Consider the following 14,120-nt stretch of genomic DNA (forward strand, 5'->3'; position numbering starts at 1 on the left):
CCTCCAAGTCTTTTGGAATTGTTCTCTAACGTGATAGATAATACGTCTAATGTTCAGAGTGTATTTGATAGCTTGGTATCATTATAAAAAGCCCTATCATCTTTCTAGCGAAATTACTCACTGGAGAGATGACAGGCAGCTTTTTGTTAGTATGCGACTTTCAGTGTGAAACAAACCATAACTATCCGTTTAACAGGTGGTTATGGTTGGGTCTTGCTGAGATGGCTCTGATAAGTCTGTTGATAATGGTGAAGTAATTTTTTAAAGGCTTTAGCCGCCACTTTTGTTAATTGCTTGGAGGATTTGCCATTTCGGCTAAAAATAGGGTGCTGTTGATCATTTTGCTGCTCTAAATCTGGTACTATAAATGGACTATCAAGGTTTATCATTGCTGTTTCAATGAAATCAGGCTCAAATAGCTCAATGGGTTCAATATCAAGCAATCTATGCAGCTCGTTGTTTTGATTGGCATAGTTAAAAGAAGACCCATTGATGAGACCATTTTGACTTGGCTGTTGAGGATCTAGGGCAGCCAAGAAATGACCAGCCTCTGATAAAATAAATTCTGAGTGAAAATGAACTAAAACCTTATAATTAGCTTGAGGGAGATTGTCTGGGTAAGTGATTTGGAGCTGATTGGCTGTATCTAAATGACTAGCTACCTTATTGTGGTATCTGGCTGATTCATTAAGACTATAATCAGATTCGTCTAGGGTAGCTAGGTATCTAGCCAAGGCATCAGCATCTGTTTTTCCTGCTCTCCCATAATTGTTTCTAACCCATTCTATTTGCTGCACTGACAGGACATAGCGCAGCTGATAGAGCTTGCGGTTGAAGGTTTGATAAGGAATATGCTCCAAATGATCATAATAAAGCTGAACTAGTGATGACAATTGGTCCCAAAAGGCATCTGTCGGGCTTAAGGACGGACTGAATTGCTTAAGCAATTGCTTTGTTTCAGCGCTTTGCCCACTTAATTCTTCGGGCATTTTTACATAGGTCAAAAGTAAGTTGAGGTCTCTTTTAGCTTCAAGCTTATGTTGAGCCCTTGGCTGCCTTTCCCACATGCGATGAAAAGCAGGAGACCCAATGACCTGTAGACTCTGATAAAGCTGCTCAAAGTTATAGCTTGCTTGCTTAGGCTTGAGATGGTCTAGGTAGCCCTTTTCAATGGCCTCATAGGACCACCCGTCCTGTGCTAGCTTTTTGGCATAATGCAGCAGATCTTTCCTGAGCTGAAACTGATCAGATAGGCTTGAGGGCTGTTGTTTTATATGCCGCTTTTCAAAGGAAATAACCATGTCCTTGTAAGCTTGGTGGCTCTGCTCAAAGGCCAGCCTTGCTTGCTCATGCTTTGCAAAGCTAACAACAAACAGCACAAATAATAAAAACATGAGCCCGCTGTGAATGTATTTCATCATTAGGCTTTACTTAACAAACATGGCATCACCAAAGCTAAAGAAGCGGTAATGCTCATCAATGGCATGCTTATAGGCTTCAAGGACAAAGTCACGACCTGCAAAAGCAGAAACTAGCATGACAAGCGTTGACTTGGGCAGATGGAAGTTCGTTGAAAAAGCATCAACAACCTTAAATTGGTAGCCTGGCTTAATAAAAATATTAGTCCAACCAGAATCTGCCAGAATTTGCCCTTGGAATTTGCTGCCAATCGTTTCTAGTGTGCGAATAGAAGTAGTACCAACAGCAACAATGCGTCCACCAGCGGCCTTAACCTTCCTAAGGGTTTGGGCGGCCTCTTCAGATAGCAGGTAGAATTCAGAGTGCATGTCATGCTCATCGATATTATCGACAGAAACTGGTCTAAAGGTTCCTAGGCCAACATGGAGGGTCAGGTAGACGAGGTGTACTCCTTTGGCTTCTATTTTTTGCAGAAGCTCCTGAGTAAAGTGTAGTCCGGCTGTAGGAGCAGCTGCTGAGCCATTTTCCTTGGCGTAAACGGTCTGGTAGCGCTCAGCGTCTGCTAGCTTTTCATGGATATAGGGCGGCAGAGGCATTTCGCCTAGAGTCTCTAAAATCTCTAGGAAAATACCATCGTATGAAAACTCAACGATTCGACCGCCATGCTCTAGCTCTTGAATGACCCTTGCCTTTAGGAGTCCATCACCAAAGCTGATCTGTGCACCGGCTTTAAGCCGCTTTGCAGGCTTGGCTAAAACCTCCCATTGGTCTCCCTGAATGTTTTTAAGCAGCAAAAGCTCAACATGCCCATGTGTTTCCATTTTTTCACCGTATAAGCGGGCAGGAAGGACTCGAGTATTGTTCATGACCAGTGCATCTCCTGGCTCTAGTTGATCAATGATATGGTCAAAATGGCTATCTGTCATGGTGTGCTCTTGATGGTCGATAATCAAGAGCTTCGAGCGATCCCTTTGTTCAAGTGGTGTTTGTGCAATCAGCTCCTCTGGCAGCTCAAAATCAAAATCGTTGGTATTCATCTTAACTCCTTTACCCTTCTTGTGAGGCTATTTACAATCAGCCTATCTATCCTTAGAGATAAATCCTTTCTATTATATCACTTGTCCCTGGCTACGTCACCTGTCATGGTTATGAGACATATAGAGATGATTGGTGGCTTTTAGCTCCTTATTAGCTAGTGCTTCTTAGCTGACGACATGGGATATGAGATTATGGCTTGACAATAATTGGTATATACCATATAATAGAACCACAAAAGGTCTATACCAATCAAAAAGGAGAATCAGATGAAAATTATTCGTGTACAGGATCAGTTAGAGGGTGGCAAGATTGCTTTTAGCCTATTAAAGGAAAGCTTGGCAGAAGGGGCTACAACCTTAGGTTTGGCAACAGGCAGCACACCGATTACCTTTTATCAGGAGCTGGTTAATAGTGATTTGGACTGTTCAGCCTTGACCAGTATCAACTTAGACGAATATGTCGGGCTGCCGGTTGAAAATGATCAGAGCTATGACTATTTTATGCGTGACCAGCTGTTTAACGCTAAGCCCTTTAAGGAAAGCTTTTTACCAAACGGCTTAGCTGATGACTTAGAGGCAGAGGTTAAGCGCTATGATCAAGTTATCGCAGAGCACCCTATTGATTTTCAGATTCTTGGAATTGGGCGCAATGGTCATATCGGCTTTAACGAGCCAGGAACCCCTTTTGCAGAAAAGACGCATGTGGTGGATTTGCAGGCTTCGACAATTGAAGCCAACAGCCGCTTCTTTGCTAGTATTGATGATGTGCCAAAGCAGGCTATTTCAATGGGAATTGCTTCTATCATGGCATCAAAAATGATTGTCCTATTGGCCTTTGGTAAGGAAAAGGCTGCCGCTATTAAGGGCATGGTATCAGGTCCAGTTACTGAGGCTTTGCCAGCAAGTGTATTACAGCAGCATGATAATGTTGTGGTTATTATTGATGAGGCTGCCGCTTCAGAGCTGGATTAGACTATTGCTGATGGCTAACAGCTAGTCTGCTATCCGTTGTGCTCTTTTGATACAGTGTAGGTATCTGGCTAAAGGTTTCTTGCTGACTTTAGCAAAAAATCTGATCAGTTATTAAAAGAGGCTCTTTGGCCTCTTTTTTAGAATTAAGGTATATTGTGATAAACTAATGCTATGCGTTTAGATAAATTATTAGAAGTGACAGGCTTTGGTTCTAGAAATCAAGTGAAACAACTCATCAAAGGAAGGTCTGTCTTGATTGATGGGCAACCAGCTAGAGCTGGTTGTCAGAGTGTTGATTCAGGTCTTCAAGTGATAATGGTAAATGGCAGGCAAATAAAGGCATTTGCTCATCGCTATTACCTGCTTCATAAGCCAGCAGGGGTTGTGTCAGCTTGCTCTGATAGGAAGCACCAAACTGTCATTGATTTGATTCGTAAGGAGGATAGAGTGGCCAATCTTTACCCTATAGGCCGCTTAGATAGAGATACAACAGGGCTTGTCCTCTTGACGGATAATGGTCCATTAGGGTTTCGTATGCTTCACCCGAAGCACCATGTGAACAAGACCTACCTTGTGACTGTCAATGGCTCTTTGGCTGCTGATGCGGTGCCTTTCTTTGAAAATGGTGTTACCTTTCTTGATGGTACTCGCTGCAAGTCTGCCGCCTTGCGGATTATAAAGGCTGATCAAATGGAGTCACAAGCAGAAGTAACACTCTCTGAAGGAAAATACCATCAGATCAAGAAAATGTTTTTAAGCTATGGCTTAAAGGTCACACAGCTCAAGCGAATTGGTTTTGCAGAAATAGCGCTAGGGGATTTAGCTGAGGGAGCTTATCGTCAGCTAACAGTAAAAGAAAAAAAGCTCATCAAGACCTATTTAACATAAAATATTGTTAGATTTGAAGTTGACTGACAGGTTAAGTCCAGTGTTTTTCGGATATATGCTATAGAGAGAACGATAACAACTGGAGACCCCTATGCTAACTGCCTTAGACCAAGATCAAAGAGTCATCTCGCTTACAGATGGCTCTTCCCCCTCACGCAAGCAAGCCTTTACCTGTCCTGCTTGTGGAGCTGCTGTACGCTTGAAAAAAGGAAGAATTATCCGACCCCACTTTGCCCATATTAGCCTAAGTCATTGCCAATACCTGACTGAAAATGAATCACATGAACATCTCAGGCTAAAGGCTGATCTGTACCGTAGCCTATCTCGCTCTGAGACAGCAGAGGTTGAGGCCTACCTGCCTGATCTAAATCAAATTGCAGACCTTCTGGTTAATAAGCACTTAGCCTTAGAAATCCAGTGTAGTCAGCTACCAATCAAAAGGCTGGAGCAACGCAGTAGGGCTTATCAGGCTAATGGCTATCAGGTGCGTTGGCTCTTAGGAAGAAAGCTTTGGCTGCAAAAGCGTCTGACAGGTTTACAAAGGCAATGCCTTTATTTTTCTTGGCAGCTTGGCTTTCATCTTTGGGAGCTCGATGTGGAACACCACCTGATACGATTGAAATATATGATTCATGAGGATTTATTTGGTAAGGTCAGCTATCTAGTAAAGACCTGTTCCTTAGATGATGATTTGTTGGCCTTTTTGCGGCTGCCTTACCAAAGAAAAGGCCTGTCAGCCTATCAGCTCCAGATGGATAAGCACTTGCTTAGAAGGATTCAAAAAGCCTTACTGGTAAAAGACAGCAAATGGTTGAAAAAGCAAGAAGAGGCTTATCTAGCTGGGGATAACCTGCTTGACAGACCCCTAGAAGCTTATTATCCACAGGTTAAGCCGATTGCTTGCCCAGCTGGCTTTTGCCAGATTCAGGAGGATTTGAGCTATTACTATGATTGCTTTGAAAAATATTATGCAAAAGCAGCAAATAAAGAGGTGCAAAAGCTTTTTTCACCAGCATATTATGTTAAAATGATTAATAACAGAAACTTAGGAGGTCCGTATGACAGATAATCGTAGTCATCTAGAGGAAAAGTACACTTGGGATTTAAGCACTATTTTTGCAACTGACGCAGCTTGGGAAACAGAGGCAGATAGCCTGTCAGCAGCTATTGAGGCTGCAAGACAGCAGGCTGGGCATTTGTTGGATTCAAGTAGCAGTCTCTTAGACATCACAGAGCTACAGTTGGAGCTGGCTCGTCGTGTTGAAAAGCTTTATGTTTATGCCAGCATGAAAAACGATCAGGATACAACAGTTGCGAAGTATCAGGAATATCAGGCTAAGGCTTCTGGTATTTATGCTAAATTTAGCGAAGCCTTCTCTTTTTATGAGCCAGAGTTTATGGACTTGACTCAAGAGACCTATCAGGCCTTCTTAGCGGAAAAGCCAGAATTAGCAGTCTATGACCATTTCTTTGACAAGTTGTTTAAGGCGCGTGAGCATGTCCTTAGTCAGGCTGAGGAGGAGCTATTAGCAGGGGCACAAGAAATCTTTAATGGTGCTGAGGAGACCTTTAGTATCTTAGATAATGCCGACATTGCTTTTCCTATTGTGACAAATGATAAGGGAGAAGAGGTTGAGCTAACACATGGTAATTTCATTAGCCTAATGGAATCTAAAGACCGTACAGTGCGTCAGGCGGCCTATGAGGCGATGTATAGCACCTATGAGCAATTCCAGCATACCTATGCTAAAACCCTGCAAACCAATGTCAAGGTGCAAAATTATAAGGCACGTGTCCATAAGTATGCTTCAGCCCGTCAGGCAGCGATGTCAGCCAACTTTATCCCAGAGGCTGTTTACGATACCCTACTAGAAACCGTTAATAAGCATTTACCGCTGCTTCATCGTTATTTGAAGCTACGTCAAGAGGTGCTTGGTTTAGATGATCTAAAGATGTATGATGTTTATACTCCTTTATCTGAGACAGATCTTGCTATCGGCTATGATGAGGCCTTGGAAAAAGCAGAGAAGGTTTTGGCTGTTTTTGGTCAGGATTATTCAGAGCGTGTGCATCGTGCCTTTACAGAGCGTTGGATTGATGTGCATGTCAATAAGGGCAAACGCTCAGGTGCCTATTCTGGTGGTTCCTATGATACAAATGCCTTTATGCTCTTAAATTGGCAGGACACGCTTGATAACCTCTATACTTTGGTGCATGAGACAGGCCATAGCCTGCATTCAACCTTTACGCGTGAAACACAGCCTTACGTGTATGGAGATTACAGCATTTTCCTAGCTGAGATTGCCTCAACGACGAATGAAAACATCATGACTGAGGCCTTGCTAAATGAGGTAGAGGACGACAAGGAGCGCTTTGCTATTTTGAACCATTACCTAGATGGTTTTCGTGGAACGGTTTTCCGTCAGACACAGTTTGCTGAGTTTGAGCATGCTATTCATCAGGCGGATCAAAATGGTGAGGTGTTAACAAGTGAATACCTCAATAAGCTATATGCTGATTTAAATGAAAAGTATTATGGATTAAAGAAAGAGGACAACCACTTTATCCAGTATGAGTGGGCTCGTATCCCACACTTCTATTACAACTACTATGTCTATCAATATGCAACAGGCTTTGCTGCAGCTAGCTACTTGGCTGATAAGATTGTGCATGGTACTCAAGAGGATATTGATCACTACTTGACTTATCTGAAGTCTGGAAATTCAGATTATCCTCTTGAGGTGATTGCTAAGGCTGGGGTTGATATGGCTAAGGGTGATTACCTCGAAGCAGCCTTTAAGGTCTTTGAAGAGCGTTTGACAGAGCTAGAGGACTTAGTGGCAAGAGGGGTACATCTCTAATAGTTGCCATCTACTCTTAAGTTTTGAGCTATTGGTAAATAGCAGCAGTCAGTGTTTATTAGCCTAGCTTCAAGGCCTATGGGTTGCCCCTAGCATGATGTTATATCAACAATCCTAGGGGCAGCTCTTTTTAGTTGATATGATGAAATGCTTGGGAAAAATATTCTAGTTGATCGTTATCGTATAAGAGGAGCGATGCATGAAAGAGATTCGAACAATTGCTTTAGCTGATCAAGCAGCCTTTGAGCGCTTTCAGGACATACTATTAGCTGAAAAGGCTTCAGGCAATACCTTTGTTGAGACCCAAAAAGTAGAGGACTTTGCAGCTTTTGTTGAGCAATCTAGGCGGTTTGAGGTCCAAACTGATCATCCTGACTGGTCCACTAGCACTAATTATTACTATTTTTTAGATGGTCAGCTAGTGGCTAGAATAGGCTGTCGCTGGCAGCTGGAAAAAGGAGACTTGGCAACCGTTGGTGGGCATATCGGCTATGTAACAAGGACAGATTATCGTGGACAGGGGATTATGACCGCCCTATTAGCCTTTGCCCTGGAGCAATACCAAAAGCGTGGCATCAAGCGTGTCTTAATAACAGCTAATAAAGATAATATAGCCAGTCGAAAAACCATTGAAAAGGCTGGTGGTATTTTAGAGGATATTATTCAGGTAGCAGATGATTACCCTACTAAAAGAATGGCAGGGCAGGCAATCGCCCGTTATTGGATTGATTTAGGAGGTAGAGATAGTGACGGTTAATTTAATTTGGGATTTTGATGGGACCCTCGTCCAATCCTCTGAGGCTATTCGTCAAGCCTTGCGTCTACTGTATCAGACCTATCAGCTGCCCTTTGATGAGGCTTGGGTTATGGATACGATTATTCAAGAATCCATCGGACAGCTTTTGAAGAGGTTAGCAGAGGCACATCAGCTGGATTTTTCAGAATTGCTGGCCTTCTTTACCCGAGAGCAGGAAGCGCGTGATCACCTAATAGCACTAATGCCTACAGCCAAGGAAACATTAGCCTTAACCTCTCAGCAGGGGGTTAAGCACTTTATTGTGACCCATAAGGGTAAGACCACTCAGGCGGTTTTGCAGCGCTTAGGCATTGCTGATTATTTTACAGAGGTGATTACAGCAGCTTGTGGCTTTAAACGCAAGCCAAATCCTGAGGCACTTCTTTTTCTCATTGACAAATATCAAATGGCTAAGGCAAAGACCTATTACATTGGTGATAGGCCCTTAGATCTTGCTGCAGCAAGGGCCGCTGGTATTTGCTCGATCAATTTATTGCTGCCAGATAGCGATGATAATCATCATATTAGTCAGCTATCAGACATTGCTGAGCTTTTTTCTGGTAAAAATAGTTCCAGCAATCAATAGTTCTGCTCTTGATCTGACTTAGATATAGCATAAGGGGAGGTAGATGATGAAAACAAGTCTTATTTTTGATATGGACGGTGTGATTGTTGACTCAGAATATATCTTTTTGTCAACCAAGACACAAATGCTATTGGACAGAGGCATAGATACTAACGAAGCTTATCAGTATCAGTTTATGGGAACCACCTTTGATGATATGTGGACAACCATGAAAAAGGAGTGTCAGCTAGAGGATTCTGTTGAAGCCCTCATCGCTGAGATGAATCATCGTCGTCAGGCAATGCTTGAGCGTGACGGTGTCAAGGCAATAACAGGTGCTGCTCAATTAATCAAGCACCTGCATGCGAAGGGTTACCGCTTGGCGGTAGCTTCCTCATCACCTAAGGCAGATATTATTAGAAATCTCACTGTACTAGGTCTTTTAGACTGCTTTGAGGTATTGGTGAGTGGTGAAGAGGTTACTCACTCAAAGCCAGCACCAGATATTTTTCTTAAGGCTGCTGAATTATTAAGAGTTAACCCCAAGACCTGTCTTGTCATTGAGGATACTAAGCATGGCAGTCAGGCAGCTAAGGCTGCTCAGATGACCTGTATCGGCTTTGCCAATCCTGACTATCCCTTACAGGACTTATCTGCTTGTGATAGCATTGTCCAGCAGCTCAAGGCTGTTTGTGAGCTCCTTTGATAGATACCGCCAAGATCATTGAAATTGAAAAGGCTAGTGAAAAACCTAGCATTACCTAGAGTTTTTTTATATAATGAATAGCATGGTTAAATCATATAGTAAAAATGCAAATCATAATATGCGCCGCCCTATTGTCAAAGAAGACATTGTTCACTACATGCGAACGCAGCTAAAGCAAAACGAAGGCTTTTTAGCAGAGCTTGAGGCCTTTGCCAGACAAGAAAATATTCCCATTATCCAGCATGAGGTTGTTGCTTATTTCAGGCTTTTATTGCAAAGCTTGCAGCCCAAGAGGATTTTAGAAATTGGCACAGCTATTGGCTTTTCTGCCTTGCTAATGGCAGAAAACGTTCCTGAGGCAGAGATTATAACGATTGATCGCAATGCTGAGATGATTGACTTTGCCAAGGAAAATTTTGCAAAATACGATAACCGCAAGCAAATTACCCTTCTTGAGGGAGATGCGGCTGATCTTTTAGCAGGGCTTACTGGCGAGTTTGACTTTGTTTTTATGGACTCTGCAAAATCAAAATACATTCAGTTTCTTCCAGAGGTGTTAAAGCACTTAAAAATAGGTGGAATGGTTGTTTTAGATGATGTCTTTCAAGGAGGCGACATTGCTAAGCCTATCAAAGAGGTTCGCAGAGGACAGCGCACGATTTATCGTGGTCTACAGGACTTATTTGCTGCAACCTTGGATAATCCTGGATTAACAGCCAGCTTGCTGCCACTTAGTGATGGCTTGCTGATGATTCGTAAAAATCAAGCAGATATTCGTTTGTTAGATTAAGTTACGTTTAAGAAATTGTGATATAATATACTGGTTAATGACAAAAAGGAGCACAAAATCACATGAAAAAATCAACTAAATTACTTGCTGGTATAGTAACCCTAGCATCAGCAATGACCCTAGCAGCCTGTCAGTCTACAAATGACAACACAAGTGTCATTACGATGAAGGGCGACACTATCAGTGTTAGTGATTTTTACAACGAAACAAAAAATACAGAGATTTCTCAAAGAGCAATGCTAAACCTTGTGGTTAGTCGTGTTTTTGAGGACCAATACGGTAAAAAGGTTTCTAAGAAAAAAACAGAAGAAGCCTACAATAAATCAGCTGAGCAATACGGTGCGTCATTCTCTGCAGCCCTTGCGCAGTCTGGCTTGACAACAGATACCTACAAGCGTCAAATTCGCTCAGCTATGCTGGTTGAATATGCTGTTAAAGAAGCAGCTAAAAAAGAGCTGACAGATGCTGATTACAAAAAAGCCTATGAGTCATACACACCAGAAATGACTACTCAGGTCATTACTCTAGACAATGAAGAAACAGCAAAGGCTGTTTTAGGTGAGGTTAAGGCTGAGGGTGCTGACTTTGTTGCTATTGCTAAGGAAAAGACAACAGCAGCAGACAAGAAGGTAGACTATAAGTTTGACTCAGGAGACACTAAGTTACCAGCAGATGTGATCAAGGCCGCCTCAGGATTAAAAGAGGGTGATATTTCAGAGGTGGTTTCTGTCTTAGATCCGGCTACTTATCAAAACAAGTTCTATATTGTTAAGGTAACCAAAAAAGCCGAAAAGGCTTCTGATTGGAAGAAATATAAGAAACGTCTAAAAGAAATTGTCTTGGCTGAAAAGACACAAAACATTGATTTCCAAAATAAGGTCATTGCAAAGGCCTTAGACAAGGCAAATGTTAAGATCAAAGACCAAGCCTTTGCTAATATCTTGGCACAGTATGCCAATACCGATAAAAAAGCAAGCAAGGCGAACACAAGCAAGTCAGATCAGAAATCATCTTCAGACTCAAGCAAGGATAGTCAATCTTCTAAATCTAAGTCAGAAAAATAGATTTTCATTGACGAATGTGCAAAAAAGCTTTATACTGGTTTAGTTAAGAATTGTTTATCAAGGATTTGACCCAGAGAAGTGACGGTTGCTGTGAGTTACGGATAATCTGATAGGCATGCTGCTTAATGTGATTTTATCTGATATAAGTAATTAAGAATGACAAGCTCATTGAATAGAGGTGGTACCGCGGTTTTCGCCCTCTGTGATATGGGCTTGTTTTGTTTTGATGGCTTTTAGCCTAATCCTATAAAAAATCAACGAAAGGAACTGAATGCGAGTAGAGATCGTCTCTTAAGCCTACTCATGCTAAGGACAATCTTACCCAGTCTCTCTAATCGCTCTTGGTATCTTAAACATGAAACAATTAACATCAGCCCAAATCCGCCAAATGTGGCTTGATTTTTGGAAATCAAAAGGTCACTCTATTGAGCCTTCGGCCAATCTTGTGCCAGTCAATGACCCAACCCTGCTTTGGATTAACTCTGGTGTGGCCACCCTCAAAAAATATTTTGATGGGTCAGTCATTCCTGAGAATCCCCGTATTACCAATGCTCAAAAGTCAATCCGCACTAACGATATTGAAAATGTTGGTAAGACAGCTCGTCACCATACCATGTTTGAAATGCTTGGTAATTTTTCTATCGGAGATTATTTCCGCGACGAAGCGATTGAGTGGGGGTTTGAATTGTTAACCAGTCCGGAGTGGTTTGATTTTCCAAAGGAAAAGTTGTATATGACCTACTATCCAGATGACAAGGACTCTTACAATCGTTGGATCGCTCTGGGCGTTGAGCCAAGCCATTTGATTCCATTAGAGGAAAATTTTTGGGAGATTGGTGCAGGTCCGTCAGGGCCTGATACAGAGATTTTCTTTGATCGTGGCGAGGCTTATGATCCTGATCATATTGGGATTAGATTGCTGGAAGAGGACATTGAAAACGACCGTTATATTGAAATTTGGAATATTGTTTTGTCTCAATTTAACGCAGATCCCACAATTCCTCGCTCAGAGTACAAGGAGCTTCCAAACAAAAACATTGATACGGGTGCTGGCTTAGAGCGTCTTGTGGCTGTTATGCAGGGCGCAAAAACAAACTTTGAAACTGACCTATTTATGCCGATTATCAAGGAAGTGGAAAAGCTATCTGGCCATACTTACGACCAAGATGGTGACAATATGAGCTTTAAGGTCATTGCAGACCACATTCGTGCCTTGTCATTTGCGATTGGAGATGGTGCCCTACCTGGTAATGAAGGTCGTGGCTATGTGCTTCGTCGCTTGCTTCGTCGTGCTGTTATGCATGGCCGCAGGCTCGGTATTCATGAGACCTTCCTCTATAAGCTAGTAGCTACTGTAGGTCATATCATGGAGTCCTATTATCCAGAGATTCTTGAGAAGCGTGACTTTATTGAAAAAATTATCAAGCGTGAGGAGGAAACCTTTGCACGTACCATTGATGCAGGATCAGGGCATTTGGATCAATTGCTGGCGCAGCTAAAGGAAAAGGGGCAAGACAGGCTTGATGGCAAGGATATCTTTAAGCTGTATGATACCTATGGCTTTCCAGTTGAATTGACCGAAGAATTAGCAGAAGATGCTGGCTATAAGATTGATCATGAAGGCTTCAAGGCAGCTATGAAGGAGCAGCAGGATCGTGCCCGTGCAGCAGCTGTTAAGGGTGGCTCAATGGGCATGCAAAATGAGACACTGGCAGGCATCACAGAGCCATCAGAATTTTTGTACGAAACAGAGACTGTTGCCTCTCGCTTATCAGTTATCATCGTTGATAATGAGCGTAGTGAGATGGTTTCAGAAGGACAGGCCTTGCTTGTGTTTGATCAGACACCGTTTTATGCTGAAATGGGTGGTCAGGTTGCCGATCATGGGGTTATCAAAAATGATAAGGGTGACCTTGTTGCTCGTGTGATAGATGTGCAAAAAGCACCGAATGGTCAGCCTCTTCACACTGTTGAGGTTCTTGCAAGCCTTGCATTAGACACTGTTTATACTCTTGCTATTGATCACAAGCGCCGCTATGCTGTTGAGAAAAACCACACCGCTACTCATCTGCTTCATGCTGCCCTTCACAAGGTTATTGGAAAGCATGCCACTCAGGCAGGTTCCTTAAATGAAGAAGCCTTTTTACGCTTTGACTTTACACACTTTGAAGCTGTTACAGCCCAAGAGCTGCGTCGTATTGAAGAAGAGGTCAATGAGCAAATCTGGAAGGCATTAGCTATTACAACCACAGAAACTGATATTGAAACAGCAAAGGCTATGGGAGCTATGGCCCTCTTTGGTGAAAAATATGGCAAAACTGTTCGTGTTGTTCAGATTGGCGATTATTCTGTTGAGCTTTGTGGAGGGACTCACTTGTCCAACTCATCAGAAATTGGTCTATTCAAGATTATCAAGGAAGAGGGAATCGGCTCAGGAACACGTCGTATCATAGCAGTGACAGGTCAGCAGGCCTTTGAAAGCTTCCGCAAGCAAGAAGACACCCTAAAAGAAATTGCACATACGCTTAAGGTGCCGCAAATAGAGCAGCTTCCAAGTAAGGTTGTGAGCCTTAGCGAACAGCTCCGCGATTTGCAAAAAGAAATAGCAGAGTTAAAAGAAAAAGCAGCAGCAGCTCAGTCTGGTGATGTCTTTAAGAAGATCCAGGAAGCAAACGGTCTACGCTACATTGCTAGTCAGGTAGCAGTATCAGATGCAGGAGCCTTGCGCACCTTTGCCGATAATTGGAAGCAAAAGGATTATTCAGATGTCCTTGTGCTGGCTGCAAGCATTGGTGAGAAGGTAAATGTTCTTGTTGCAAGTAAGGACAAAAGAGCTCACGCTGGCAATCTGATTAAGGCCTTAGCTCCAATCGTGTCAGGTCGTGGTGGCGGTAAGCCAGATATGGCGATGGCAGGTGGCAGTGATACAAGCAAGTTACCAGAGCTGTTAGCCGCAGTAGCAGAGCATTTATAAAAGCGATAAGAGGTTGAGTGCTTTATCAGCCTCTTTATCTTTTAGCTA

The 14,120-nt window shown here is 42.6% G+C and carries 12 protein-coding genes; 10 read left to right on the forward strand and 2 right to left on the reverse strand.

The features are described from left to right. Positions 1-200: 200 nt before the first annotated feature. Positions 201-1,418 carry a DUF3114 domain-containing protein gene (locus tag I2432_RS03410; protein ID WP_206156917.1) on the reverse strand — a complete coding sequence of 406 codons (1,218 nt, stop codon included), beginning with the start codon at positions 1,416-1,418 and terminating at the stop codon, positions 201-203. 9 nt (positions 1,419-1,427) lie between these two features. Then, the gene (queA, locus tag I2432_RS03415; protein ID WP_012678257.1) at positions 1,428-2,456 is read right to left on the reverse strand and encodes a tRNA preQ1(34) S-adenosylmethionine ribosyltransferase-isomerase QueA; all 1,029 of its coding nucleotides are present in this window, start codon (positions 2,454-2,456) and stop codon (positions 1,428-1,430) included. A gap of 267 nt (positions 2,457-2,723) precedes the next feature. Here queA and nagB point away from each other — a divergent pair, with 267 nt between their 5' ends. From nagB to alaS, 10 genes are all read left to right on the forward strand, one after another. After that, a complete protein-coding gene (gene nagB / locus I2432_RS03420) occupies positions 2,724-3,428 on the forward strand; it encodes a glucosamine-6-phosphate deaminase (protein WP_206158984.1) in 705 nt (234 codons plus the stop codon). 171 nt (positions 3,429-3,599) lie between these two features. Continuing rightward, a complete protein-coding gene (locus tag I2432_RS03425) occupies positions 3,600-4,316 on the forward strand; it encodes a pseudouridine synthase (RefSeq protein ID WP_012515300.1) in 717 nt (238 codons plus the stop codon). A gap of 91 nt (positions 4,317-4,407) precedes the next feature. Further along, positions 4,408-5,385 carry a competence protein CoiA gene (locus tag I2432_RS03430; RefSeq protein ID WP_043030612.1) on the forward strand — a complete coding sequence of 326 codons (978 nt, stop codon included), beginning with the start codon at positions 4,408-4,410 and terminating at the stop codon, positions 5,383-5,385. Beyond that, the gene (pepF, locus tag I2432_RS03435; protein WP_206156340.1) at positions 5,375-7,177 is read left to right on the forward strand and encodes an oligoendopeptidase F; all 1,803 of its coding nucleotides are present in this window, start codon (positions 5,375-5,377) and stop codon (positions 7,175-7,177) included. Before I2432_RS03430 ends, pepF begins: the two co-directional genes overlap by 11 nt. Positions 7,178-7,376: 199 nt before the next feature. Continuing rightward, positions 7,377-7,934 carry a GNAT family N-acetyltransferase gene (locus I2432_RS03440; RefSeq protein WP_012678253.1) on the forward strand — a complete coding sequence of 186 codons (558 nt, stop codon included), beginning with the start codon at positions 7,377-7,379 and terminating at the stop codon, positions 7,932-7,934. Continuing rightward, complete coding sequence (locus tag I2432_RS03445; RefSeq protein ID WP_206156339.1) at positions 7,924-8,559, forward strand: HAD-IA family hydrolase; 636 nt, start codon at positions 7,924-7,926, stop codon at positions 8,557-8,559. Before I2432_RS03440 ends, I2432_RS03445 begins: the two co-directional genes overlap by 11 nt. Positions 8,560-8,605: 46 nt before the next feature. After that, positions 8,606-9,244, forward strand: coding sequence for an HAD family hydrolase (locus I2432_RS03450; RefSeq protein ID WP_172954538.1), 639 nt, complete (start codon positions 8,606-8,608; stop codon positions 9,242-9,244). An 82-nt stretch (positions 9,245-9,326) separates the two neighbouring features. Continuing rightward, positions 9,327-10,034 carry an O-methyltransferase gene (locus I2432_RS03455; protein ID WP_206156338.1) on the forward strand — a complete coding sequence of 236 codons (708 nt, stop codon included), beginning with the start codon at positions 9,327-9,329 and terminating at the stop codon, positions 10,032-10,034. Between the two features lie 62 nt (positions 10,035-10,096). After that, positions 10,097-11,098, forward strand: coding sequence for a peptidylprolyl isomerase PrsA (gene prsA / locus I2432_RS03460; RefSeq protein ID WP_111692313.1), 1,002 nt, complete (start codon positions 10,097-10,099; stop codon positions 11,096-11,098). Positions 11,099-11,453: 355 nt separating this feature from the next. Next, positions 11,454-14,072, forward strand: coding sequence for an alanine--tRNA ligase (gene alaS, locus I2432_RS03465; protein ID WP_206156337.1), 2,619 nt, complete (start codon positions 11,454-11,456; stop codon positions 14,070-14,072). Positions 14,073-14,120: the final 48 nt, after the last annotated feature.

It is taken from the genome of Streptococcus equi subsp. zooepidemicus (assembly GCF_015689395.1).
In the GTDB taxonomy this organism is placed as follows: Bacteria; Bacillota; Bacilli; order Lactobacillales; family Streptococcaceae; genus Streptococcus; species Streptococcus equi.

What these genes read in the sequence shown, in the direction of transcription:
- nagB (WP_206158984.1), top strand. Translation starts at nt 2,724, where the DNA reads ATGAAAATTATTCGTGTACAGGATCAGTTAGAGGGTGGCAAGATTGCT.
- I2432_RS03425 (WP_012515300.1), top strand. Translation starts at nt 3,600, where the DNA reads ATGCGTTTAGATAAATTATTAGAAGTGACAGGCTTTGGTTCTAGAAAT.
- I2432_RS03455 (WP_206156338.1), top strand. Translation starts at nt 9,327, where the DNA reads ATGGTTAAATCATATAGTAAAAATGCAAATCATAATATGCGCCGCCCT.
- I2432_RS03410 (WP_206156917.1), bottom strand. Translation starts at nt 1,418, where the DNA reads ATGAAATACATTCACAGCGGGCTCATGTTTTTATTATTTGTGCTGTTT.
- I2432_RS03430 (WP_043030612.1), top strand. Translation starts at nt 4,408, where the DNA reads ATGCTAACTGCCTTAGACCAAGATCAAAGAGTCATCTCGCTTACAGAT.
- I2432_RS03450 (WP_172954538.1), top strand. Translation starts at nt 8,606, where the DNA reads ATGAAAACAAGTCTTATTTTTGATATGGACGGTGTGATTGTTGACTCA.
- alaS (WP_206156337.1), top strand. Translation starts at nt 11,454, where the DNA reads ATGAAACAATTAACATCAGCCCAAATCCGCCAAATGTGGCTTGATTTT.
- I2432_RS03440 (WP_012678253.1), top strand. Translation starts at nt 7,377, where the DNA reads ATGAAAGAGATTCGAACAATTGCTTTAGCTGATCAAGCAGCCTTTGAG.
- prsA (WP_111692313.1), top strand. Translation starts at nt 10,097, where the DNA reads ATGAAAAAATCAACTAAATTACTTGCTGGTATAGTAACCCTAGCATCA.
- pepF (WP_206156340.1), top strand. Translation starts at nt 5,375, where the DNA reads ATGACAGATAATCGTAGTCATCTAGAGGAAAAGTACACTTGGGATTTA.
- queA (WP_012678257.1), bottom strand. Translation starts at nt 2,456, where the DNA reads ATGAATACCAACGATTTTGATTTTGAGCTGCCAGAGGAGCTGATTGCA.